The sequence below is a fragment of the Microbacterium sp. NPDC089321 genome (assembly GCF_040684935.1).
Classification (GTDB): Bacteria; Actinomycetota; Actinomycetes; order Actinomycetales; family Microbacteriaceae; genus Microbacterium.
In genome coordinates this window covers 721,320-743,339 of the sequence record NZ_JBFBGX010000001.1, presented here as the reverse complement: position 1 = coordinate 743,339, position 22,020 = coordinate 721,320, and the positions used below count along the sequence as shown (strand labels likewise).

The following is a 22,020-nucleotide window of genomic DNA, read 5'->3' as shown; positions in this document are numbered from 1 at the left end:
CGCGGTCGCGTCCTTCTTTCGACTTGAGCTGTACACGAAGAGGCGTGAGCGTACGGTCGATGTTCTATCGCGGGGATCCGAAATCCCCGTCTGTGCCGCCAGTGCAGCAGTGTCGAAACGGCCTTGAGAACGTCACCCGGGCGTAACCGAAGCGGCCCGCCGAGACCCGAAGAAATCGGTGGGCAACGGGGGAAACGTGTCCGAAACCGCTCTTGAAGCGCGCAATATCTATAAGGTCTTCGGTCGGAATCCGCAGCAGGCCGTGAAGCGTCTGAAGGCCGGTGAGACCCGCACCGAGGTGCAGGATGTCGGCACCGCCGCCGTGATCGACGCGAGCTTCACCGTGAACCGCGGTGAGATCTTCGTCATCATGGGCCTGTCGGGTTCCGGCAAGTCGACCATCATCCGCATGCTCAACGGCCTGCACGACGCGACGGCGGGCAGCATCACGATCGGCGGTGACGCGATCACCGGCATCCCGGCCTCGCGTCTGCGCGACATCCGTCGTGACCGCGTCTCGATGGTGTTCCAGCACTTCGCGCTGCTGCCGCACCGCACGGTCGCCGCGAACGTCGCCTACCCGCTCGAGCTGAAGGGCGTGAGCAAGACGGAGCGCCTGCGCAAGGCCGACGAGATCCTCGCCCTGGTGGGCCTCGAAGGCTGGGGCGACAAGCTGCCCAGCGAGCTGTCGGGCGGAATGCAGCAGCGCGTCGGCATCGCCCGCGCGCTCGCCGCCGACACCGACATCCTGCTGATGGACGAGGCGTTCAGTGCTCTCGACCCGCTGATCCGCCGCGAGATGCAGGAGCAGCTGGTCGAGCTGCAGGCGAAGCTGCAGAAGACCATCGTGTTCATCACGCACGACCTCAACGAGGCGATGTTCCTCGGCGACCGCATCGCGGTGATGCGCGACGGCCGCATCGTGCAGATCGGCACGCCGGAAGACATCCTGACCGACCCGGCGAACGACTACGTCGAGCAGTTCGTGCAGGACGTCGACCGCGCCCGCGTGCTCACCGCGTCGAACGTCATGGAGCGTCCGCGCCCGGTCGTGGCCGAGTCGGCTGGTCCCCGCACGGCGCTGCGCCAGATGCGGGATGCCTACATGTCGGCGACCTATGTGGTCGGCCGCGACCGCAAGCTGGTCGGCATCGTCACCGACCGCGACGCCGTGAAGCTCGTGCGCAGGGGCGAGTCGTCTCTGGCATCCATCCTCAAGCCGGCGCCGCAGGTCGTCGACGAGAACGAGGTGCTGATGAACCTGTTCATCCCGTCGGTCGAGTCGCCGCTTCCGCTCGCGGTGACGGATGCCGAGGGCCGCCTCACCGGTGTGATCCCGCGCGTGACGCTGCTCGCCGCGCTCGGACCGGGGCCGGGCGCGACCGGCGAGCTGACCCTGCCGCTCAACCCGATGCCGCAGGCCGTGATCGACGAGGTGCTCGCCGAGGCGAGCTCGTTCACCGAGGCGGCCGCCGATGACGCGGCCGGTGCCGCCGACGCCGAGGAGGTGCGCTGATGGATTTCCGCATTCCTATCGGAAGCTGGGTCGCCGCCTTCGTCGACTGGGTCAAGGACAATCTCGACGGTCTGCTCGACGGCATCGCCTTCGTCTTCGGCTGGCTGGTCAACGGGCTCACGATGGGCCTGCTGTCGGTGCACTTCGTCGCGATCATCGCGATCGCGGCGCTCATCGCGTGGCTGGTGCGCTCGTGGCAGCTCGCGATCGGCACGGCCGTGTCGCTGCTGCTGATCGTCGGCATGGACCTGTGGGTTCCCGCGATGCAGACCATGTCGCTCGTGCTCGTCGCGACCGTCGTCGCCGTGCTGATCGCGGTGCCGCTGGGCATCTGGTCGGCGCGCAACAGCACCGTGCGCGCGCTGCTGAAGCCCGTGCTCGACTTCATGCAGACGATGCCCGCGTTCGTCTACCTGATCCCCGCGATCGTGTTCTTCGGCATCGGCGTTGTGCCGGGCATGGTCGCGACGATCATCTTCGCGCTGCCTCCTGGGGTGCGGCTCACCGAGCTGGGCATCCGCGGCGTCGACAGCGAGACCGTCGAGGCCGGCCAGGCGTTCGGCGCGAAGCCGGGGCAGATCCTGCGCGGCATCCAGCTGCCGCTCGCGATGCCGACCATCATGGCCGGCATCAACCAGGTCATCATGCTCGCCCTGTCGATGGCGGTCATCGCCGGCATGGCAGGCGCCGACGGCCTCGGCAAGATGGTGGTCGAGGCGATCTCGACGATCAACATCGCCAAGGGCGTCGAGGCCGGACTCGGCGTGGTGCTGATCGCGGTCTTCCTCGACCGCGTCACCGCAGCCCTCGGCACGCCGGCCGAGAACCACGCCTCACTGCTCGGCATCATGGCGCGTCGTCGCGACGCGCAGCGCCGCGCCGCGGCATCCGCCTCGGCTCCGGATGCTGCACTGCAGCCCGCGTGACCCGCACCCTGCACGACCCGCAATCACACATACGCAACAGGAAGAGAACATCGTGAAGAAGAAGATCACAGCACTCCTGGCCATCGGGGCCATCGGCTCGCTCGCACTCACCGGCTGCGCCCCCGGCGGCAACGGCGGAACGGGCGGAACCGGCGGCGACGCCGGCAGCGGCTCCACGGGCGACAAGGGCACCATCACGCTCGGCTTCCTGCCGTCGTGGACCGACGGTCTCAGCACCGCGTACCTGCTCGAGAACAAGCTCGAAGAGCTCGGCTACGAGGTCGAGATGAAGACCCTCACCGACGCAGGCCCGCTCTACACCGGCCTCGCGCAGGGCGACGTCGACATCTACCCGTCGGCCTGGCCCGAGCTCACCCACAAGAAGTACATGGATGAGTACGGCGACGACATCGAAGACCTCGGCACCTATTACGACAACGCGAAGCTGACCATCGCGGTGCCCGAGTACTCCGAGCTGACGTCGATCGACGACCTCAAGGGCAAGGGCGCGGACTACGACGGCAAGATCATCGGCATCGAGCCGGGCGCCGGCCTGACCGAGCAGACCACCAAGATGCTCGACGAGACCGGCCTGAACAGCGAGTACGAGCTCGTCACCTCGTCGACCGCCGCCATGCTCACCGAGTTGAAGAAGGCGACGGATGCCAAGGAGGACGTCGTCGTGACGCTGTGGCGTCCGTTCTGGGCCAACGACGCCTTCCCCGTGAAGGATCTCGAAGACCCGAAGGGCCTGATGGGCGAGGCAGAGGGTCTGCACTTCCTCGGCACGAAGGGCTTCGCCGACGAGTTCCCCGAGGCCGCAGAGCTCATCGAGAGCATCAAGCTCGACGACGAGCAGTACGGCGCGCTCGAGGACCTGGTCGTCAACGAGTACGGCGAGGGCAAGGAGCGCGAGGCCGTCGAGGCGTGGCTGAAGGAGCACCCCGACGTGATCAAGTGATCTGATCGCCTGGCTGAGGCCCCTGCTTCCGGATGCCCGGGCAGGGGCCTCGGCGCATCCGCGGTCAGTGGATCTCGGCGGTGACCAGCGGGTCGGGGGCCTGACGCGAGGTCACGCCGTCCTTCTCGACCGGGAAGCCCTTGCGCACCCAGTACTCGTAGCCGCCGAACAGCTCGCGGGTGTCGAGCCCGGCGGCGAGCAGCTCGCGGGCGGTGGCGGCGGCCCCGTTGCAGCCGGGCCCCCATCCGTAGACGATGAGCGTGCGGTCGCGCGGCAGCTCGGCGATCCGGGCATCCATCGTCGCCTTCGGCAGGTGCAGGGCGCCGGCGATGTGGCCGTGGTCCCACGATTCCTGCCGGCGGGTGTCTACCAGCACCGCCTCGCCGGCGTCGACGGCCGCGGCTGCCGCCAAGATGTCGATCTCGAACGCCAGGCGCGCGTCGACGTGCGCCAGGCGGGCGGCGATGGACGCAGAGCCGGCGCTCTCAGCCACGGCTGCGGGTCTCGTCGAGGTACGAGTAGGCCGTGACGCGCGAGATGTTCAGCCGCTTCGCGATCGTCTGGATCGACTTGCGCATCTGGGTGACCCCGCGCTGGTCGAGCTTCTCGAGCACGGCGATCTTGTCGTCTCGCGTCATCTGCGCGACGGGGCGGCCGATCTCGCCGATCGCCTCGGCGATCATCTGATCCATGACCGAGCCCATGTCGGTGCCGAAGTGCTCCTGGGGTGCGTCGGGAGCGGTGTTCGCCACCGGCAGCAGCGCCTCGAGCATGTTGCGCGCCTGCTGCAGCGGGCTGAGGTCGACGTTGATGCAGAACGAGGCGATGATGTCGCCGGCCGCGTTGTGGAAGTACACCGACGAGCAGCGCAGCTCGCGCCCGTCGCTGGTGACCGCGCGGTAGCCGAACGCGTCGTGGTTCTTCTGGCGGTCCTTCATGACGTCGATGCCCAGCGAGGTCGACGGCCCGCCCACGGCGCGACCCGTGACGTGGCCGTTCTCGATCGCCATGATGGTGTGCCCGAGGTCGACGTCGGCACCGTCGAGGTTGTGCAGCACGACCTCGACCGAGGGGCCGGCGGCGGTCGCGAGGGCCCGCATCACGGGGCGGTACAGCCGCAGCACCTCTTCGGCGCTCTCGTACGTCTGGCGCGCGGCGTCTTCTGCCAGAGCCGTCGCTGCTTCACTCATCGCCGTCTGTGTCGTCATCGTCCACCTACAAACTGTTCAGCTTTACAAAAAATATTCAATCTAGACATTCTGTCTCTACTTCGGTTATCTTAGCGTCCAGAGCACTTCCCGTCGAGGGTGACGAACCCGGGCGGATCTCCAACCCCCCACTGAGCAAGGAGGCTCCCATGGCCACAGTCGCATCGAGCGGCTTGACGCCGAGACAGCGAAAGACCGTCGCCGGTGGCGCGATCGGCACGCTGATCGAGTACTACGACTACTACCTGTACGGTCTGGCCTCGGCCGCCGTCTTCCCGGCCGTCTTCTTCTCGACCGAAGACCCCGTGATCGCGCAGCTGTCGTCGTTCGCGACGTTCGCCGTCGGGTTCTTCCTGCGCCCGGTCGGAGGCATCGTCTGGGGCGTCATCGGCGACCGCGTCGGCCGCAAGGTCGTGCTGATGAGCACGGTGGTCGGCATGGGGCTCGCCACGACGGGCATCGGCCTCATCCCCTCCGATCAGGCCATCGGCGTCGCCGCCCCGCTGCTGCTGCTCTTCTTCCGTCTCTGCCAGGGCTTCTTCGTCGGCGGCGAGATGGGCGGTGCCGCGACGATGGTCGTCGAGGCCGCCCCGATCGGCAAGAAGGGCCTGTACGGCGCCTTCCTGATCAGCGGTGCCGGTGTCGCCAACGTGGTCTCGGGCGGTCTGATGGCAGGCCTCGGTCTGACGCCGGGCTCGTGGTTCATCGAGTGGGGATGGCGCATCCCGTTCGTGTTCTCGATGGTGCTCGCGATCGCCGCGGTGATCCTACGTCGCCACCTCGAGGAGTCCGAGGAGTTCACCACGACGACCACGCTGCTCGTCTCGGCGACCGGCAAGAAGCACAACCCCCTCGTCGAGGCTTTCCGCCACCCGAAGAACACGATCCTCGGCATCCTGATCGGCCTCCCCCAGTCGATCGCCGGCTATGTGATCCTCACCTACGGCCTCAGCTTCATGGTCTCGAACAAGAACCTGCCGGCCTGGATGGGCTTCGCAGGAACGATGATCGTCGGCCTGCTGCAGATCGTCGTCGCCCCGCTGTGGGGCCACATCTCCGACCGGATCGGCCGCCGTACCGTCTACATCATCGGATGCCTCGGCTTCGCCGCCATGGTCTACCCGGCCTTCGCCCTGTTCACCACCGGGAACATGTGGCTGATCTGGCTCGGTCAGATCATCGGCTTCGTGGTCTTCGGCGTCGCGATGCAGGCGACCCTGGCGACCATGCTCGCCGAGATGTTCGACCCCGAGGCGCGCACCACGGGCGTCAACATCGGGTACCAGATCTCGAACACCCTCGGCGGCGGCCTCGCGCCGATCATCTGCGTCGCCCTCGTGGCGGCAGCGGGCGGAGCGTTCTGGCCCGTCGTGGTCTACGCCGCGGTGATCGCGATCGTCGGCGTGATCGCCACGATGATGGCCTCCATCCGCCCCGACGTCGAGGGCGCCGGCCGTCTGCACGAGCTCGTCGTGACGCCCCGGGTGTCGGCCGACGTCTGACCTGCTGGTGCGTCGAGAGCACATGAGAACGCCGAGTGCACCGCCTGTTCACGCGAACAGGCGGTGCACTCGGCGACGTGTGGTGCTCTCGGCGCCGCGTCCGTCTGACGCGGCGCCTCGCGGGCGTCAGGCGAGCAGCTGGGCGAGCGCGGGCAGCTGGCTCTCGTCTTCGAGTGCCGAGCCGACGGCCACCACGCGCACGCCGGCGTCGAGGTACGACCGGGCGTTGCCCGAGTCCATGCCACCCGTGGCGACGAAGCGCGCCTGCGGGAACGGCCCGCGCATGGCGGGGAACCATCCGGTGCCCAGCAGCGACGCGGGGAACGCCTTCAGCCAGGTCAGCCCCTCGCCGAGCGCGTGCTGCACCTCGGTCGCGGTCGAGACGCCGGGCAGCGGGGGAAGCCCGGCGTCGTGCGAGGCCCGCACCACGTCGATGTCGAACCCGGGGCTGACGGTGAACGCCGCGCCCGCGTCAGCGGCCTGTCGCACGTGCTCGAGCGAGACGACGGTGCCCGCACCCACGGTCAGCCCTCGTTCGCGCGCGGCCTCGGCGAGCACGCGCAGCGCCTCGACATCGGTCGGCGTCTGCACGGGCACCTCGACGGCGGTGATGCCGAGATCCCAGGCGCGGGTCGCGGTGGCGAGCGTGCGCTCGACCCCCATTCCACGCAGGATCGCCATCAGGGGCACGTCGCGGAAGATGTCTTCGAAGACGGAGTTATCGGTCATGTTCGATCGCCTTTCAGGCTCGGTCGGGGGTGTCGTCACGGGGAGGGTCGGGCAGCAGGTCGCCGGTGGACTGCAGCACGAGGTGCGCGCGCCGGTGGCCGGCCTGAAGGCGGTCGTCGGCCTCGGCGCCGTTCAGGTGCGCCGCGAGGTAGCCGGCCGCGAAGGCGTCGCCGGCTCCGACCGCCTCGACGACCTCGGTCTTGATCGCGGCGACGAAGGTGCGCACGTCGGTGTCGCCTCGTCGCTCGTACTCGGTGGCTCCCACGTCGCCGTCCTTGACGATGAGCAGCGCGGGCTCGGGCAGCAGCGCACGCACCGCGTCGGCGTCTGGGGTGCCCCACAGTCCGTCGGCCTCGTCGAGGCCCACGAAGACCAGATCGGCCCGGCGGGCGAGGTCGAGCAGAGCGGGCGCGGCGGCACCCGGCTGCCACAGCGCCGCGCGGTGGTTGACGTCGAAGCTCAGGATGCCGTCGCCGGCGGCCACGCGGTCGATGACCGAGTCGATGAGCGCGGCGCAGCTGCGCGAGAGCGCCGGCGTGATGCCCGAGATGTGCACGAGCTCGGCGCCCTCGAGCGGAACGTCGGCGATCGACTCCGGGGTCATCGCCGAGGCCGCGGAGCCGCGGCGGTAGTACAGCACGCCCTTGCCGGGGTCTTTGAAGTAAACGCCGGTGGGGGCCTGCGCATCGGTCGTCACCCAGCCGACGTCGACGCCGTGCGAGGCGACTTCGTCGCGCACGCGCACGCCCAGCGCATCGTCGCCGACGGCGCTGACCCACGCGGTCGGGATGCCCAGCTGCGCCGCGTGGATCGCGACGTTCGACTCCGCGCCGCCGATGAGCAGTCGCACCTCCTGCGTGGTGGCGAGGGGCTCGGGGCGAGCGGGCGCGATGAGGGCCATCGTCTCGCCTATCGCGATCAGGCGTGGTGCGGAGGTGTCGGGCATGGTTACCATGATGAGGCGGCGTGTGCACACACTGCAATGCACGTTGCAACATACGCACAGCGAGGAGAAGACGCATATGAGCGATGAGCTGCTGACGGCGCGCGACAAGGGCATCCCGGATCGGGCGATCGGCATGACGGCATCCGCCTTCCTCGCCACCGAACCCCGGCTCGACGAGTTCTGGACCCCGCTGATCGTGCTCGACGACGCCGCGATGCGCGCCAACGTCGCCACGATGGCCGACTGGTGCGCCGCGAACGGACTCGAGATCATGCCGCACGGCAAGACCACCATGGCGCCCGAGCTGTGGCAGCGTCAGCTCGACGCCGGCGCACTCGGCATCACCCTCGCGACCATGGGCCAGGTGCGCACCGGCCGCGACCTCGGACTCGACTCGATCATGCTCGCGAACGCGGCCGTCGACGCCCGCTCGCTCGCGTGGCTCGCCGGCGAGCTCGCCGACCCCGGCTTCCGCTTCGTGTGCTGGGCCGACTCGATCGACACCGTCGACGCGATGGAGCGGGGCCTGCGAGCGGTGGGCGTACCCAGGCCCGTCGACGTGTGCGTCGAGCTCGGCGCCGCGGGCGGACGCACCGGCGCCCGCTCGATCGCCGAGGCCGTGCAGATCGCCGAACGCCTCGCCGCGTCCGACGTGCTGCGGCTGGCCGGCGTCTCGGGATACGAGGGCAGCCTCGCGCACGACCGCTCCGCCGCCGGACTCGACGCAGTCCGCGCCTACCTCGAGGCGCAGCTCGAGCTGCACCGAGCGATCGCCCCGCTGTACGACGACGGCGAGCTCTATGTGACCGCAGGCGGCAGCGCCTACTTCGAGATCGTCGCCGACGTGTGGTCGGGCGCCGAGCGCGACGGCCGCACCCGCTTCACCCTGCGCTCGGGCGCGTACATCGTGCACGACGACGGCTTCTACCGCAGCATCTCGCCGTTCGACGAGGGCGGCACCGGAGCCGGCCCGCACTTCGTCAACGCGATGCACGGCATCGCCAGGGTCGTCTCCCGGCCCGAGGCCGGTCTGGCGCTGGTGGATGCCGGAAAGCGCGACCTGCCGTATGACGAGGGGCTGCCGATCCCGCGCGCCGCGGCCCCCGAGCTGGCCGGCCCCTGGCATCCGATCGACGCGACCGTGTCGGCGATGAACGACCAGCACAGCTACGTTCGGCCGGCCGAGCCGCTCGCGGTGGGCGAGGTCGTGCGCTTCGGTCTGTCGCACCCGTGCACCGCCTTCGACAAGTGGCGCGTCATGCCCGTGGTCGACTCGATCGAGTCGGGCGTGGTCATCGACCTGATCCGCACCTGGTTCTGAGGGGGAGCAGCATGTCCGGTCGCACAGTTCTGCGGGGTGGCTCCGTCGTGGCATCCGGCGGCGTCGTCGCAGCTGATGTCGCCATCGACGGCGACCTCATCGTCGCCGTCGGCGAGGTCGGCAGCCGGCCCGGCGACCGCGTGATCGACGCGACCGGCCGCCTCGTTCTGCCGGGGTTCATCGACGCGCACTCGCACGCCGACGGCATGCTGCGCGACCCCGACGTCACCAGGGCGCTGCTGCGGCAGGGCGTCACGACGATCATCGGCGGGCAGGACGGCGTCTCGTACGCACCCGGCGACGGGGCCTATGCGAGCGGGTACTTCGCGGCGATCAACGGGCCCCACCCGACCTACGCGGGCGGCGGCATCGCCGAGCTGCTGGATGCCGTCGACGGCGCCTCGGCGCTGAACGCGGGCTACCTGGTGCCCGCAGGTACCGTGCGCTTCGAGGTGTGCGGGCGCAGCAGCGCCGTCGCGACCGACGCAGAACGGCAGCGCATGGTGGCCCTCGTCGAGCAGGGCATGGCCGAGGGCGCGCTGGGCCTGTCGACCGGGCTCGACTACGTGCCCGGCATCTTCCAGGACGCCGAGGAGATCGCCGCGCTCTGCACCCCGGTCGCGCGCGCCGGCGGCGTGTACGTCAGCCACATGCGCGGCGGATACGAGGCGAACACCGCGGCCGGCATCTCGGAGATGGTCGACATCTCGCGGCGCGCGGCGGCGGATGCCGGTGCCGCCCTGCCCGTGCACGTCTCGCACCTGCACGCCGACGCCGACATCGTGCTCGAGCAGCTCGACGCCTTCGCGGCAGCAGGGGTCGAGGCCACCTTCGACGCGTACCCGTACATCCGTGGCTGCACGCTGCTGGGCATGCCGCTGCTGCCGCCCGAGATCTCGGCGCTGCCGGTCGACGACGTCGTCGCCCTGCTCGGCGATCCGCTCGGGCGCGAGGCCCTGCGCGACACGTGCGTGCAGCGCGCCTCGAACAGCCCGAGTCTCGGCCCCGACTGGCCCGACATGATCACGCTCGCCCACATCGCGGCACCCGACTTCGCCTGGGCGCACGGCCTCACCCTGCGCGAGGCCGCCGCGCGCGCGGGTGCCGACCCGATGCACCTCGCGCTCGATCTGCTCGCGGCCTCGCGCATGGAGAGCAGTGCCGTCATGGCCGTGCGGAGCCCGCGCCCCGCCACCGAGCTCGCCCGCATCTTCGCGCACCCGGGTCACATCGGCGGCTCCGACGGCATCTGGGTCGGCGCGCACCCGCATCCGCGGGCGGCCGGCTCGTTCGCGCGGTACCTGCGCGAGTTCGTGCGCGAGCTGGGCGCGTGGACGTGGGCGGATGCCGTGCATCACCTCTCCGCACAGCCGGCGCGTCGCTTCGGCCTGGGTCGCAGAGGAGTGATCGAGGAGGGCGCGATCGCCGACCTGCTGCTCGTCGACCCCGAGACCGTCGCCGACGGCGCCACCTACGAGCAGCCCCGCACCCTCGCCACCGGTATCGACGACGTCTTCGTCGCCGGAGTGCAGGTGCTCGCCGACGGAGAGCTGACCGGGGCCCTTCCCGGTCGCGGCCTGCGTCACGAGCCAAATCGCGACGTGAGTGGAGGGGGTGCCTGATGTCGCAGAGCGTCACCCGGGCCGCCGGCATCCTCAGTGCGCTCGCCGCAGAGACCGCGACCGTGAACGAGCTGGCCGAGAAGTTCGGCATCCACCGCTCGACCATGTTCCGCGAGCTGCAGAGCCTCGAGCAGGTCGGGTTCGTGCGCCGGCAGGGCGACGGGCGCTACGCGGTCGGCATGCAGCTCGCCGTGCTGGGCGGAGCGGCCCTCGAGCAGCTCGACCTGCGCGGTGCCGCGTTCGCGCACGTGCGCCGGCTGCACCGGATCGTCGGCAACACCCTGCACGTCGGCGCGCTGATCGGCGATGAGATCGTCTACGTCGACAAGGTCGAAGACGCCGCAGGCGTGCGCATGTACTCCCGCGTCGGCGCCTCGGTGCTGCCCTATTGCAGCGGTATCGGCAAGGCGATCCTGGCCGAGCTGCCCGCCGACCGCCGCGATGCCGTGCTGGCCGGCAGCGACTGGCATCCGCACACCGCGCACACGCTGACCACCCGCGCCGCCCTCGACGCCGATCTCGCTCTCACCGCCCGCCGCGGATGGGCGTTCGACGACGCCGAGTTCGAGGACTTCGTCGGCTGCGTCGCCGTGCCGATCGTCACGTCGGCCGGCGTCGTGGGCGCCCTGTCGCTCACGGCGCTGCGCGTCGCCCAGAACCGCGCGCAGCTCGAGCAGCGCGTGCCCATGCTGCGCGAGACCGCAGCCGAGATCTCCCACCAGCTGGGATGAACAGAACCGAGAAAGAAGGAGAAGAGAAGATGCCCAAGATCGGTTTCTACGCCGAAGGCGCCCCCACCCCCGCAGGCCCGTACAGCCACGGGGTCGTCGCGAACGGCTTCCTGTACACCGCCGGCTTCGGCCCGCAGGACGCGGCGAACGACCACGCGATCGCCGACAACGTGGGCGATCAGACCCGCCAGGTGCTGCGCAACATCCAGATGGTGCTCGCCGAGCACGGCCTGACCATGGACGACGTGGTCAAGTCGACCGTGCACCTGCAGGACCTCGCCGACTTCGCCGAGTTCAACACCGCGTACGAGGAGTTCTTCACGGCTCCGTTCCCCGTGCGCACCACGGTGGGCTCGCAGCTCGCGAACATCCTCGTCGAGATCGACGTGGTCGCCGCTCTGCCGCAGGGCTGACCCCCCCGGCGTTCGAATCGCTCATCTGGCAGCTCTGCGCGCAGGAATGCGGCCAGATGAGCGATTCGAACGCTGTCAATACCCCTCCGGCGCGTGCACGCACCGTCGTAGCCTGTCGGCATGGACGGATTCGCCGCCGTCGAGTTCGGATTCGCCCGCGAGGTCCTGCAGAGGGGCATCGCGGCGCTCTACCTGGTCGCGTTCCTGTCGACGCTGAACCAGTTCCGTCCGCTGCTGGGCGAACGAGGGCTGCTGCCCGCGCCCGAGCTGCTCAACTGGGTCGCCGGATCGACGAGCAGGCGACGGATGCTGCGCCCCACCCTCTTCGCGAGGATCCGCTACACGGATCGCCGACTCGTCGCCCTCTGCGGGGCGGGCATGGTCATCGCGGGGCTGCTGGTGATCGGCATCCCGCAGCTGGCGCCGCCCTGGGTGCCGATGATCTGCTTCCTGCTGCTGTGGGGCGGCTACATGTCGATCACGAGCATCGGGCAGACGTTCTACTCGTTCGGCTGGGAGATGCTGCTGCTCGAGGCGGGGTTTCTCGCGGCGTTCCTCGGCTCGGCCGATCAGCCCCCGCCCACCGTCGTCATCGTGCTGTTCTGGTGGCTGGTGTTCCGGCTCGAGTTCGGTGCGGGCATGATCAAGATCCGCGGCGGGCGTGAATGGCGCGACCTCACCGCGCTCATGTACCACCACGAGACGCAGCCGATGCCGGGGCCGCTCAGCCGGCAGGCGCATCTGCTGCCGAAGTGGTTCCATCGCGGCGAGGTGATCGGCAGCCACTTCGCGCAGCTGGTCGTGCCGTTCTTCCTGTTCGCGCCGCTCGGTGCGCTCTGGCTGCCCGACGGGCCGTGGCTGCTGATCGGTGCGATCGCTGCCGCGATCATCATCCTCACCCAGCTGTGGCTGGTCGTCACCGGCAACTTCGCATGGCTGAACTGGGCGACGATCGTCATCGCGTTCTCGGCGATCGGGTTCCCCGCGGGCGCCGAGGGCACGCGCGAGCCCGGCATCCCGCTCTACTGGATCGTCGTCACCTCGGCCATCGGCATCCTGTATCTCGTGCTCAGCTGGCCCGCTCTGCGCAACCTCTTCGCGAGCCGGCAGCTGATGAACGCCAGCTTCAACCGCTGGCAGCTCGCGAACGCGTACGGCGCGTTCGGCACCGTGACGAAGCAGCGCATCGAGTACGTCGTCGAGGGCACGACCGACGCCGATCCGGATGCCGCGGACTGGCGCGAGTACGAGTTCAAGGGCAAGCCCACAGATGTGCGGCGGATCCCGCGGCAGTTCGCGCCGTACCACCTGCGCCTCGACTGGCTCATGTGGTTCCTGCCGCTGGGACGTTCGCTCGACGACTGGTTCACGATGCTCCTCGTGCGTCTTCTCGAGGCAGACGCCCCGACGCTCCGGATGCTGCACCGCGACCCCTTCGAGGGCGAGCGGCCCGCGTGGGTGCGCGTCATTTCGTACCGCTATCGATTCGCGACCCGCGCCGAGCACCGCGAGTCGGGCGCCGTCTGGGTGCGTGACCGCCGGCATGTGCTCGTGCGCCCGCTGGGCCTCTCCGGTTCCTGATCGCGCCGCCGGCCCGCGTGGTGGTGCGCCTGTTCGGATGTTCCCGCCCCTGCTGAGCCTCCTCGCCCCTGCTGAGCGACGTGACTGAGCAGGGGCGGCGGCGATGAGCAGGGGCGGCGAGCGGTCAGAACGTGACGGGGCGCCTTCCCGCGAGGGATGCATACGCGGCATCCACCAGGGCGACCGCGGCGAGCCCGTCTTCGGCGGTGACCCTCGCCTCGCCGCCGGTGCGGATCGCGTCGACGAAGTCGGCGAGCTGAGCACGGTACGGCTCGGCCCCGAGGGGATCGACGTCGGTGTCGTAGCGGAGAGTGCCTTCGGCGCCGGCGACCTCGACGGTCGAGCGGAACGGCGTGCCCGGCTCGAGCCAGTCGGCGCGCAGGTGGCTGATCGCGCCGTTCGCGTGGGTGAGCGTCACGTGCGCCGACACCGGCGGCGCCACCCGGCCCCCGACCGCGGGCGGATCCTGCGTGGCCGACACCTCGACGACCGAGCCAGCCAGCCACAGCGCCTGGTCGATGTCGTGGATCATCAGGTCGCGGATGACTCCGCCGCCGGCGTCTTCGGCATAGAACCAGGCGGAGTCGGGGGCGGCGACCGTGCGCCGGAAGGTCAGCTCGGTGAGCGTGCCGACCGTGTCGATGCTCTCTTTCAGCGTGCGGTAGCCCTCGAAGTACCGCACGACGTGCGCGGGGAAGAGCCTGACCCCCGCCTCGTCGGCGGCGTCGATGAGCGCCCGCGCGTCGGCGGTGCTGACCGCGAGCGGCTTCTCGCATACGACGTGCCGCCCGCGTGCGAAGGCCGCCCGGGCGATGTCGAGGTGCGTCGAGGTGGGGCTGATGATGTCGACGACGTCGACCGCGTCGATCAGCTCGTCGAGTTCGCCGATGATCCGGATGCCGAAGCGGTCGGCCAGCACATCGGCATCCGTCCTGCGCAGGATCGCGACCTCGGCGCCCAGCGCCAGCCAGCCCTCGATGTGCGGCGGCGCGATGCCTCCCGCTCCGACGATCCCGACGCGCAGCGTCTGCGAGTTCTCCATGTGCCCGAGCCTACGACTCCCTCCCACCGCCGAGACCCCCACCTACCGCCGAGACCACCACTCAGCACCGTCCGCAGCGGGGGATCTCGGCGACAAGCGGTGATGTCGGCGAAGAGACGCCCGGCGTCAGCCCGCGAAGGGCAGGGTGGGCAGACCGCGCACGCCGAGGTCGACGGCGAAGAGCGAGCCGGCCTCGGTGCCGTGGTCGGGGTCGAGGCCCTGCGCCGACGTGGTGATGAAGAGGGTGCCGAGGCCCGTGCCGCCGAACGTGCAGGCGCTCACCTGGGCGACGGGCAGCTCGATCCGCTCGATCAGCGCCCCCGAGTCGTCGTACGCCTGCACGGCCGACCCGCCCCACAGCGCCACCCAGACGTTGCCGTCGTGGTCGATGCAGAGCCCGTCGGGCGCGCCCAGCTCAGAGGGGATCGTGACGAGCGGGCGCCGGTCGACGAGCTCGCCGTCAGACACGTCGAACACGTCGACCCGGCCCGTGGCGGTGTCGGCGTAGTAGGCCTGCGAGCCCTCGGACGTGAAGCCGATGCCGTTCGAGACGGTCACCTCTGGCAGCACGGTGCTGATCGACAGGTCGGCGTCGATCCGTCGCAGCGACCCGCGGCCGGCAGCGGAGTCGTATGCCATCGAGCCCGCGAGCAGCCGGCCGTCGGGGTCGCAGCATCCGTCGTTCATCCGCACGCCGGGGTCGTCGCCCAGCCGTGCCACGGCGCGGGTCTCGCCGTCTGCTTCGTCGGCGAGGTAGAGCGTGCGGGCGCCGGCGGCGACGAACCCGCCCGTGCGGCGCGGGCGCACGAAGGCGACGAACTCGTCGTCGACGTGCTGTCTGACGACACCGTCGTCGCGCAGCGTGAGCAGGTCGCCGGCAGCGGCATCCACCCACCGCAGCCCGCCCCACGCCGCCGCCCAGACCGGGCCCTCGGCGTGACCGGCGATCGGGCCGGTGACGTTGTGCACTCTCACTGCTCTTCCCGGGGAAGGCGCATCGGCTCTGGTTCGGGGGTGATTCCGGGTGCCGGTGCCGGTGCCGATCCGATCTGACCGGCCACCTTCTTCTCGAGCACCTCGACGGCCTCGTCGGAGATGAGGATGAGCCCGTCGAGCTCTTCGCGCACGCGCTTGTAGGCGAGGTTGCGCTCGGCCTGGGTGGCGGCGTCGTCGAGAGCGACGGTGAGCAGGTGACGCGCGCGGTCGAGACGCTTGCGCTCGACCTCGCTGAAGTTCGCGTCGCGCAGCCGACGGGCATCGCGCTCGGCGACGTCGAACGCGACCGAGTAGTTGCCGACCGCGTCGAGGTACTCGGCGATCTCGGCTTCGGTCAGCTGCGCATCCGCCGAGGCGGGGCGCAGCGTGTCTGCGGTCTTCTTGGCGCGCAGAAAGGCGGCGGTCAGCGGCTGGCGCCCATCGCTCATGGCGGGGAAGGCGATGAGCTTGGCCACATCGAGCTCGTACTCGAGCCAGCGGGCGGTGATCTCGTCGTGCTCGGCGAACAGCTTCTCAAGCAGCTGCCGGGTCGAGGCGCGCTCGTCGGCCGCGACCTGTCGCGCGGTCTGTCTTGCGGGCAGAGGGGCGCCGCCGCGGGCGGCGAGCTGAGCGGCCTTGATCTCGCCCTTCAGGCGCAGCGTCTCGAGACGGCGCTCGTGGCGGCGCTTCGATGCGCGCTCCCACGACTTGCCGATGCCGCCGGCAACGCCCATGAGCGGGAAGACCAGCCACCAGTAGTTGCCCGCGAAGACCCAGAAGCCGTGCATGAACTGTTCCATGATGCCCTCAGCCTACTTCTGCGCCTCGTCCGCCACAGTGCGGATCCAGGCCGTTCACAGATACCCCCGGGGGTATCGGTTTAGGCTGAGCGGGTACCGAAGACGAGGAGAACATCATGTGCCGAGCAGTGACCTGCAACCAGTGCGGGAAGACGACATGGAGCGGCTGCGGTCAGCACGTCGACAGCGTGATGGCCGGCGTGCCGTCGAGCGACCGGTGCCGCGGACACGAGAGCACGCCCGGCTTCTTCGCCCGGCTGTTCGGCAGGGGCTGACCCGTGCGCGTCATCATCATCGGGGGCGTGGCCGGAGGCATGTCGGCGGCGACCAGGCTGCGGCGTCTCGATGAGCACGCCGAGATCATCGTCGTCGAGCAGGGCGACCACGTCAGCTTCGCGAACTGCGGACTGCCGTACTACGTGGGCGGCGTGATCACCGAGCGGGACTCGCTGCTGCTGCAGACGCCCGCCTCGCTGAGGGCGCGGTTCGCCCTCGACGTGCGCACGGGCGCGCAGGCGGTGGCGATCGATCGGGATGCCCGGATCGTCAGCATCCGCGACGTGACGACCGGCGCGATCGTCGACGAGCCGTACGATCACGTCGTGCTCGCGACGGGCGCGGCGCCCCGCGACGCGTTCGAGCAGACCGCAGGGGCGCCCGTCGTCTCGACCCTGCGCACGATCGACGACGTCGACCGCATCACCCTCGCGCTCGCCGACCTGCCGTCCGCCGGTCGCGCGGTCGTCGTGGGCGGCGGGTTCATCGGCCTCGAGGCAGTCGAGAATCTCGTGCGCCGAGGTCTCGAGGTCACCCTCGTGCAGCACGGCATGCACCCGCTCAGCCCCCTCGACGTCGAGATGGCCGCGCTCGTCGTCGACGAGCTGCGCGAGCACGGCGTCGATCTGCGGCTGCGCACCTCGGTCGAGTCGATGGATGCCGATGGCGTGCACCTCGATGACGGCAGCACCGTGGGCGCCGACATCGTCATCGATGCGCGGGGCGTTCGTCCTGCGGCATCCGTCGCCGTCGCGGCAAGCCTCGCCACCGGCCCGACCGGCGGCATCGTCGTCGACGCCTTGCAGCGCACGAGCGACGCGCGCATCTTCGCCGTGGGCGACGGGGTCGAGAAGATCGACGCCGTGTCTGCCGAGCCCACGCTGGTCACCATGGCCGGCCTCGCGAACCGTCACGGCCGCACGGCCGCCGACGCGATCGCCGCCGACGCCGGCCTGCTCGACCGCCATCCGGCCGGTGCGGTGCCCGCACTCGGCACGGCGATCGTCGGGGTCTTCGATCTCGCCGTCGCGATGACGGGATGGAGCGAGAAGCGGCTTCGGGATGCCGGTCGCGCCCACCGCGTGATCCATGCCCACCCCGCAGATCACGCGGGCTACTACCCGGGTGCCGAGCGGCTGACGATGAAGCTGCTCGTCGACCCTGAGACCGACCTCATCCTCGGCGCGCAGGTGATCGGGCGCCGCGGGGTCGACAAGCGCATCGACGTGATCGCCACCGCGATGCAGGCGGAGCTCACCGCGTCGCAGCTGAGCCGGCTCGAGCTCGCCTATGCGCCGCAGTTCGGGTCGGCGAAAGACCCGGTGAACATGCTCGGCTACATCGCCGACAACGCGGCGACCGGGCTGACCGACGGCATCCAGTGGCACGAGCTCGCTGCTGCAGTGGCCGACGGCGCGACCGTCGTCGACGTGCGCAGCGCGGGCGAGCACGAGGCGGGGGCCATCCCCGGCAGCGTGAACATCTCGGTCGACGAGCTGCGCGACAGCCTCGACCGCCTGCCGGCGGGCGAGCTGATCGTGCACTGCCAGGTCGGGCAACGAGGGCACACCGCCGTGCGTCTGCTGCGCCAGCACGGACGCGAGGCCAGAAACCTCGACGGTGGTTACCTCACCTGGGCTGCAGGCATCCGGATGCTGGCCGCCGACCGCTCACTCGAGAAGGAGTCCGCATGAGCGCCGCACCCGACGACGAGATCCGCAAGGTCGTGAACCGGCTCAAGCGCGCCCGCGGTCAGCTGAGCGCGGTGATCGACGCGATGGAGACGGATGCCGACTGCCGCGACGTGGTCATCCAGCTCGCTGCGGTAGGCAAGGCGATCGATCGCGCGGGCTTCGCCGTGATCAGCACGGCGCTGAAGCACTGCGTGGCCGACGACGCCGACGAGGGTGCGCCGAGCATGGACGAGCTCGAGAAGCTGTTCCTCACGCTCGCGTGAGCCCGGCCCCTGGCGTGAACGCGAAACCCGCTCGGGAGGAGTTCGCACGTTCGGACGGACCGCTCTGCTGAGCGAGTCCTCCCGACAGTGCGTTCCCCTCCCGAGCAGGCGGCCTGGGGAGCGAGCGGCCTGGGGAGCGGGCGGCCTGGGGAGCGGGCGGCCTGGGGAGAGGCAGGTCACGCGAGCAGCGTGAACCCCGACTCGTAGCGCGTCTTTCCGAGCGCCGCCATGAGGATCTGCAGGAAGCCCATGGCCTCGAGCTCGCGCGCGCGGGTCAGCGGTCCGGCATCCACCGCCCGCATCCCGGCCCCCTCGATCAGCTGCGCGACAGCGATCTTCGCCTCGGCGTAGTCGCCGGCGTACAGCACGGTCGTGGTGGTCGTGCCGTTCGTGCCGGTGGTGAGCGTCTCGCCGAGGTTGACGTTGAACGCCTTCACCACGGCCGACCCCTCGGGCAGCATCTTCGCGAGCTCGGCCGCCGTCGACGAGTCGGCCGGCGACGTCAGGCGGTCATAGGTCGAGAAGTCGATCGGGTTGCTGATGTCGATCACGACCTTGCGGCTGAGCTGGTCGCGGTAGTGGTGCAGGATGCCCGGGTACGCGCCGTACGGAACAGCCAGCACGACGAGCTCGCCGGTGAGCTCGTCGCCCATCACCCCGTAATCGAACCCATCGCGTGCCGCCGACGGGCTCGTCGTGCTGCGCTTGATGATCTGAACCGCGGCTCCTGCGCGCGTGGCGACCTCGGCGATCGCCGCGCCCATCTTGCCGCTGCCGATGATGCTGATCGAGGTCATGCGACCTGGTCCTTCCTGAATCGGGTGAGCGCCTCTTCGGCGACCTTCTGCGCGTCGTAGTCGAACACCGCGCTGCGGCGGAAGTCGCGGCCGACGCGGATGTCGGCATCGCGCTTCTCGAGGTTCTCGAACTCGTACTGCGCGTCGAACATCGCGCCCGCGCGGCGCGACCCGTGCTGCAGGATCGCGGTGCGCTGCATGCGCACCGACGTGTAGCGGCGGAACGCCTCGGGGATGTCGGCGACCGTCTGCGCCGCGGCGAGGAACGTGGCCAGCGCCATGCTGTCTTCGATGGCCTGGTTCACGCCCTGGCCCTGGTGCGGCAGCATGGTGTGCGCGGCGTCTCCGAGCAGGGCGATGGGGCCGCGCGACCAGTTGGTGAGCGGCTCGTGGTCGAACAGCCCCCACCAGAACGTCTTCTCGATCGCGCCGATGAACCGCTGCAGTCGCGGATCCCACCCGTCGCCGGCGAACTCGGCGGCGAGCTCGGCGACCTCGGCGGAGCCCGACCACGGTCCGTTCAGCGGGCGGTCGCTGGGTACGCCGGCGACGAAGTTGAACAGCCTGCGCTGCTGCAGCGGGTAGCACATGAAGTGCCGGCTGTCGCCCATCCAGACCTGGCTGATCATCGGCCAGTCCTCGGGAAGGCGGGTCGCCTCGACCACGCCGCGGTAGACGATGTAGCCCGAGTAGACCGGCTCGGGGTGCTGCCCGATGGCCCGGCGCACGACCGAGTGGATGCCGTCGGCGCCGATGACCGCGTCGAACATCTCGCTCACGCCGTTCTCGAACTCGACGCGCACGGCATCCGGTCCCTCCGCCGACGGCACCGTCTCGGCCGCCGTCAGACGGTGGCCGAGACGGATGCTGCCGGGGTCGACCTCGCGCGCGAGGATGTCGATGAGGTCGGGGCGGTACATGCCGATGTTTCGGTACTGCTTCGCGGAGTCCTCCCATGCGGCATCCGTCACCATCTCGCCCATCGCGTCGAGGTAGACGCCGTGCCCGTCGGGCACGGCACCCGCGTCGCGAACGCTCTCGTAGACGCCGAGGCGGTCGAGCACGCGGGCGGCGTTGGGAGCGACCGTGACTCCCGCGCCGACCTCGCCGAGGCGGCTCGCCTGCTCGAACACCGTGACCTGCACGCCGGCGATGCGCGTGAGGGCGATCGCGGCCGTGAGGCCGCCCATCCCTCCGCCGATGATCGCGATCCTGGTGTTCTGGGGTGCCATGCTGGTCTCTCCTCGTGCTGTGTCGGTCTGGGGGCGGGCGCCGTCAGCGCGCTCCGGTCAGCTGTGCGGTGCTCTGCGGCTCGAAGACCGTCGCGCCGGCCGCCTGCTCGGCCTCGTTGCCTGGTCCGAGGTCGATGCCGCTGCGGTCGCGCAGGCACAGCGTCGCGCCGGCGCCGAGCAGGCTGGCGAAGAGCAGGTACGACGAGACGGCGATCGTGGTGCCGGTGGCGTCGAGCAGCAGCTGCGCGATCATCGGGGCGAACGCACCGCCCAGCACCGCGCCGAGGGCGTAGGTGATCGAGACGCCCGAGAAGCGGATGGATGCCGGGAAGATCTCGGCGTACCAGGCCGCCAGCGGGCCGTAGGTGAGGCCGAGGCCGGTCGAGATCAGCAGCAGTGCGGTGTAGAGACCCAGCAGGCCGCCCGCGTCGACGAGCCAGAAGACGGGGAACACCACGGCGGCCTGCAGCGCGAAGCCGATGAGGAAGGTGTTGCGGCGGCCGATCACGTCGGACAGCCAGCCGGCGAGCAGCGTCGAGAAGAACCAGACGGCGGCGGCGAAGACGGCGGCGACGAGCACGTCGGTGCGGGCGAGGTCCTGCACGCTGATCGCGTAGTTGTTGAGGAATCCGCCGGTGGTCATGTAGCCGAGGGTGCCGTTGCCGACGAAGACGAAGGCGGCGAGCAGCACCAGCTGCCAGTGACGGCGGAACAGCGTGATGATCGGCAGGCTCGCCTGCTTTCCCCGCTCGGCGATCTCGGCGAAGACGGGGCTCTCGTCGACCGAGCGGCGGATCACGAAGCCGACGACGATGAGCACGATGCTGAGCAGGAAGGGCACGCGCCAGCCCCACTCGAGGTAGGCGGCGCCGGGTGAGACGACACCGGTCATCAGCGCGGTCATGCCCGAGGCGAGCATGAATCCGAGGGGGACGCCCAGCTGCGGCCACGAGCCTGCGCGACCGCGGCGGTTCGCCGGCGCGTGCTCGACGGCCATCAGCACGGCGCCGCCCCACTCGCCGCCGGCCGAGAGGCCCTGCAGAATGCGCAGGAGGAGCAGCATGATCGGGGCGGCGATGCCGACCTGCGCGTAGGTGGGCAGCACGCCGATCAGCGTGGTGGCACCGCCCATGAGCACGAGGGTCGCGACGAGCATCGCGCGGCGCCCGATGATGTCGCCGTAGTGGCCGGCGAGGAAGGCGCCGAGCGGCCGGAAGAGGAACGAGATGCCGACCGTGGCGAACGAGAACAGCAGCCCGAGCCCCTTGCCTGCGGGTTCGAAGAACAGCTGGGCGAAGACGAGCGCGGCGCTGGTCGCGTAGATGAAGAAGTCGTACCACTCGATCGTGGTGCCGACGATGGTGGCGAAGGCGATCCGGCGCTGGGATGCCGGCGTGCCCGTGGCGTGAGAGGAGGAGGTCATCGAAATTCCTGACGTCGTTGTCTGCCCTCGATGACGAGGGTCGGGGGAAGGGTGTTCCCCAT

22 protein-coding genes are annotated in these 22,020 nt (G+C 70.1%); 12 read left to right on the top strand and 10 right to left on the bottom strand.

The features are described from left to right. The first annotated feature begins 196 nt into the window (after nt 1-196). The 3 genes from AB0N59_RS03485 to AB0N59_RS03475 are packed head-to-tail and all read left to right on the top strand — an operon-like array spanning nt 197 to nt 3,403. Nucleotides 197-1,516, top strand: coding sequence for a glycine betaine/L-proline ABC transporter ATP-binding protein (locus AB0N59_RS03485; RefSeq protein ID WP_363478776.1), 1,320 nt, complete (start codon nt 197-199; stop codon nt 1,514-1,516). Next, entirely contained in the window at nt 1,516-2,442 is a 927-nt protein-coding gene (locus AB0N59_RS03480; RefSeq protein ID WP_363478773.1) for an ABC transporter permease subunit, read from the top strand. The genes AB0N59_RS03485 and AB0N59_RS03480 overlap by 1 nt, the downstream gene beginning before the upstream one ends. 49 nt (nt 2,443-2,491) lie before the next feature. Next, nucleotides 2,492-3,403, top strand: a complete 912-nt coding sequence (locus AB0N59_RS03475) for a glycine betaine ABC transporter substrate-binding protein (RefSeq protein WP_363481186.1) — start codon at nt 2,492-2,494, stop codon at nt 3,401-3,403. A gap of 64 nt (nt 3,404-3,467) precedes the next feature. On the opposite strand, the gene AB0N59_RS03470 is transcribed toward AB0N59_RS03475, so the two are convergent. Further along, the gene (locus tag AB0N59_RS03470) at nt 3,468-3,896 is read right to left on the bottom strand and encodes a rhodanese-like domain-containing protein (protein WP_363478770.1); all 429 of its coding nucleotides are present in this window, start codon (nt 3,894-3,896) and stop codon (nt 3,468-3,470) included. After that, entirely contained in the window at nt 3,889-4,593 is a 705-nt protein-coding gene (locus tag AB0N59_RS03465; protein WP_363478767.1) for a helix-turn-helix transcriptional regulator, read from the bottom strand. Before AB0N59_RS03465 ends, AB0N59_RS03470 begins: the two co-directional genes overlap by 8 nt. A 167-nt stretch (nt 4,594-4,760) precedes the next feature. Between AB0N59_RS03465 and AB0N59_RS03460 the strand changes: the two genes are divergently transcribed. Further along, the gene (locus tag AB0N59_RS03460; protein ID WP_363478764.1) at nt 4,761-6,113 is read left to right on the top strand and encodes an MFS transporter; all 1,353 of its coding nucleotides are present in this window, start codon (nt 4,761-4,763) and stop codon (nt 6,111-6,113) included. Between the two features lie 126 nt (nt 6,114-6,239). Here AB0N59_RS03460 and AB0N59_RS03455 read toward each other — a convergent pair whose 3' ends face one another. Both AB0N59_RS03455 and AB0N59_RS03450 read right to left on the bottom strand, forming a co-directional pair. Then, nucleotides 6,240-6,842, bottom strand: a complete 603-nt coding sequence (locus AB0N59_RS03455; protein ID WP_363478761.1) for a bifunctional 4-hydroxy-2-oxoglutarate aldolase/2-dehydro-3-deoxy-phosphogluconate aldolase — start codon at nt 6,840-6,842, stop codon at nt 6,240-6,242. A gap of 13 nt (nt 6,843-6,855) precedes the next feature. Next, nucleotides 6,856-7,788 (bottom strand): sugar kinase, encoded by a 933-nt coding sequence (locus AB0N59_RS03450; RefSeq protein ID WP_363478758.1) that lies wholly within the window; start codon nt 7,786-7,788, stop codon nt 6,856-6,858. 76 nt (nt 7,789-7,864) lie between these two features. On the opposite strand from AB0N59_RS03450, the gene AB0N59_RS03445 reads away from it, so the two are divergent. The 5 genes from AB0N59_RS03445 (at nt 7,865) to AB0N59_RS03425 (ending at nt 13,456) form a co-directional block, all read left to right on the top strand. Next, on the top strand, nt 7,865-9,109 hold the full coding sequence (locus AB0N59_RS03445; protein WP_363478755.1) for an amino acid aldolase: 1,245 nt from the start codon (nt 7,865-7,867) through the stop codon (nt 9,107-9,109). An 11-nt stretch (nt 9,110-9,120) separates the two neighbouring features. Beyond that, nucleotides 9,121-10,731 (top strand): amidohydrolase family protein, encoded by a 1,611-nt coding sequence (locus AB0N59_RS03440; RefSeq protein WP_363478752.1) that lies wholly within the window; start codon nt 9,121-9,123, stop codon nt 10,729-10,731. After that, on the top strand, nt 10,731-11,462 hold the full coding sequence (locus AB0N59_RS03435) for an IclR family transcriptional regulator (protein ID WP_363478750.1): 732 nt from the start codon (nt 10,731-10,733) through the stop codon (nt 11,460-11,462). The genes AB0N59_RS03440 and AB0N59_RS03435 overlap by 1 nt, the downstream gene beginning before the upstream one ends. Nucleotides 11,463-11,491: 29 nt before the next feature. Next, nucleotides 11,492-11,875: a RidA family protein gene (locus AB0N59_RS03430; protein ID WP_363478747.1), complete on the top strand. Its 384-nt coding sequence runs from the start codon at nt 11,492-11,494 to the stop codon at nt 11,873-11,875. 120 nt (nt 11,876-11,995) lie between these two features. Next, nucleotides 11,996-13,456: a lipase maturation factor family protein gene (locus AB0N59_RS03425; protein ID WP_363478744.1), complete on the top strand. Its 1,461-nt coding sequence runs from the start codon at nt 11,996-11,998 to the stop codon at nt 13,454-13,456. Nucleotides 13,457-13,580: 124 nt separating this feature from the next. On the opposite strand, the gene AB0N59_RS03420 is transcribed toward AB0N59_RS03425, so the two are convergent. From AB0N59_RS03420 to AB0N59_RS03410, 3 genes are all read right to left on the bottom strand, one after another. Beyond that, complete coding sequence (locus AB0N59_RS03420; RefSeq protein WP_363478741.1) at nt 13,581-14,498, bottom strand: Gfo/Idh/MocA family oxidoreductase; 918 nt, start codon at nt 14,496-14,498, stop codon at nt 13,581-13,583. A 126-nt stretch (nt 14,499-14,624) separates the two neighbouring features. Beyond that, nucleotides 14,625-15,467, bottom strand: coding sequence for an SMP-30/gluconolactonase/LRE family protein (locus AB0N59_RS03415; RefSeq protein WP_363478738.1), 843 nt, complete (start codon nt 15,465-15,467; stop codon nt 14,625-14,627). A 2-nt stretch (nt 15,468-15,469) separates the two neighbouring features. Then, nucleotides 15,470-16,273, bottom strand: a complete 804-nt coding sequence (locus AB0N59_RS03410; protein ID WP_363478735.1) for a hypothetical protein — start codon at nt 16,271-16,273, stop codon at nt 15,470-15,472. Nucleotides 16,274-16,389: 116 nt separating this feature from the next. Here AB0N59_RS03410 and AB0N59_RS03405 point away from each other — a divergent pair, with 116 nt between their 5' ends. From AB0N59_RS03405 to AB0N59_RS03395, 3 genes are read left to right on the top strand one after another with little or no spacing between them, the layout of a single operon-like run. Continuing rightward, a complete protein-coding gene (locus tag AB0N59_RS03405) occupies nt 16,390-16,548 on the top strand; it encodes a hypothetical protein (RefSeq protein ID WP_363478732.1) in 159 nt (52 codons plus the stop codon). A 3-nt stretch (nt 16,549-16,551) separates the two neighbouring features. Beyond that, on the top strand, nt 16,552-18,243 hold the full coding sequence (locus AB0N59_RS03400; RefSeq protein WP_363478729.1) for an FAD-dependent oxidoreductase: 1,692 nt from the start codon (nt 16,552-16,554) through the stop codon (nt 18,241-18,243). Then, entirely contained in the window at nt 18,240-18,506 is a 267-nt protein-coding gene (locus AB0N59_RS03395; RefSeq protein ID WP_363478726.1) for a metal-sensitive transcriptional regulator, read from the top strand. The genes AB0N59_RS03400 and AB0N59_RS03395 overlap by 4 nt, the downstream gene beginning before the upstream one ends. A gap of 176 nt (nt 18,507-18,682) precedes the next feature. Here the strand turns inward: AB0N59_RS03395 and AB0N59_RS03390 are convergent, their stop codons facing one another. From AB0N59_RS03390 to AB0N59_RS03380, 3 genes are read right to left on the bottom strand one after another with little or no spacing between them, the layout of a single operon-like run. Then, a complete protein-coding gene (locus tag AB0N59_RS03390) occupies nt 18,683-19,303 on the bottom strand; it encodes an NAD(P)-binding domain-containing protein (RefSeq protein ID WP_363478723.1) in 621 nt (206 codons plus the stop codon). Beyond that, a complete protein-coding gene (locus AB0N59_RS03385; protein ID WP_363478720.1) occupies nt 19,300-20,535 on the bottom strand; it encodes an FAD-dependent monooxygenase in 1,236 nt (411 codons plus the stop codon). The genes AB0N59_RS03390 and AB0N59_RS03385 overlap by 4 nt, the downstream gene beginning before the upstream one ends. A 43-nt stretch (nt 20,536-20,578) precedes the next feature. After that, a complete protein-coding gene (locus tag AB0N59_RS03380) occupies nt 20,579-21,958 on the bottom strand; it encodes an MFS transporter (protein WP_363478717.1) in 1,380 nt (459 codons plus the stop codon). Nucleotides 21,959-22,020: the final 62 nt, after the last annotated feature.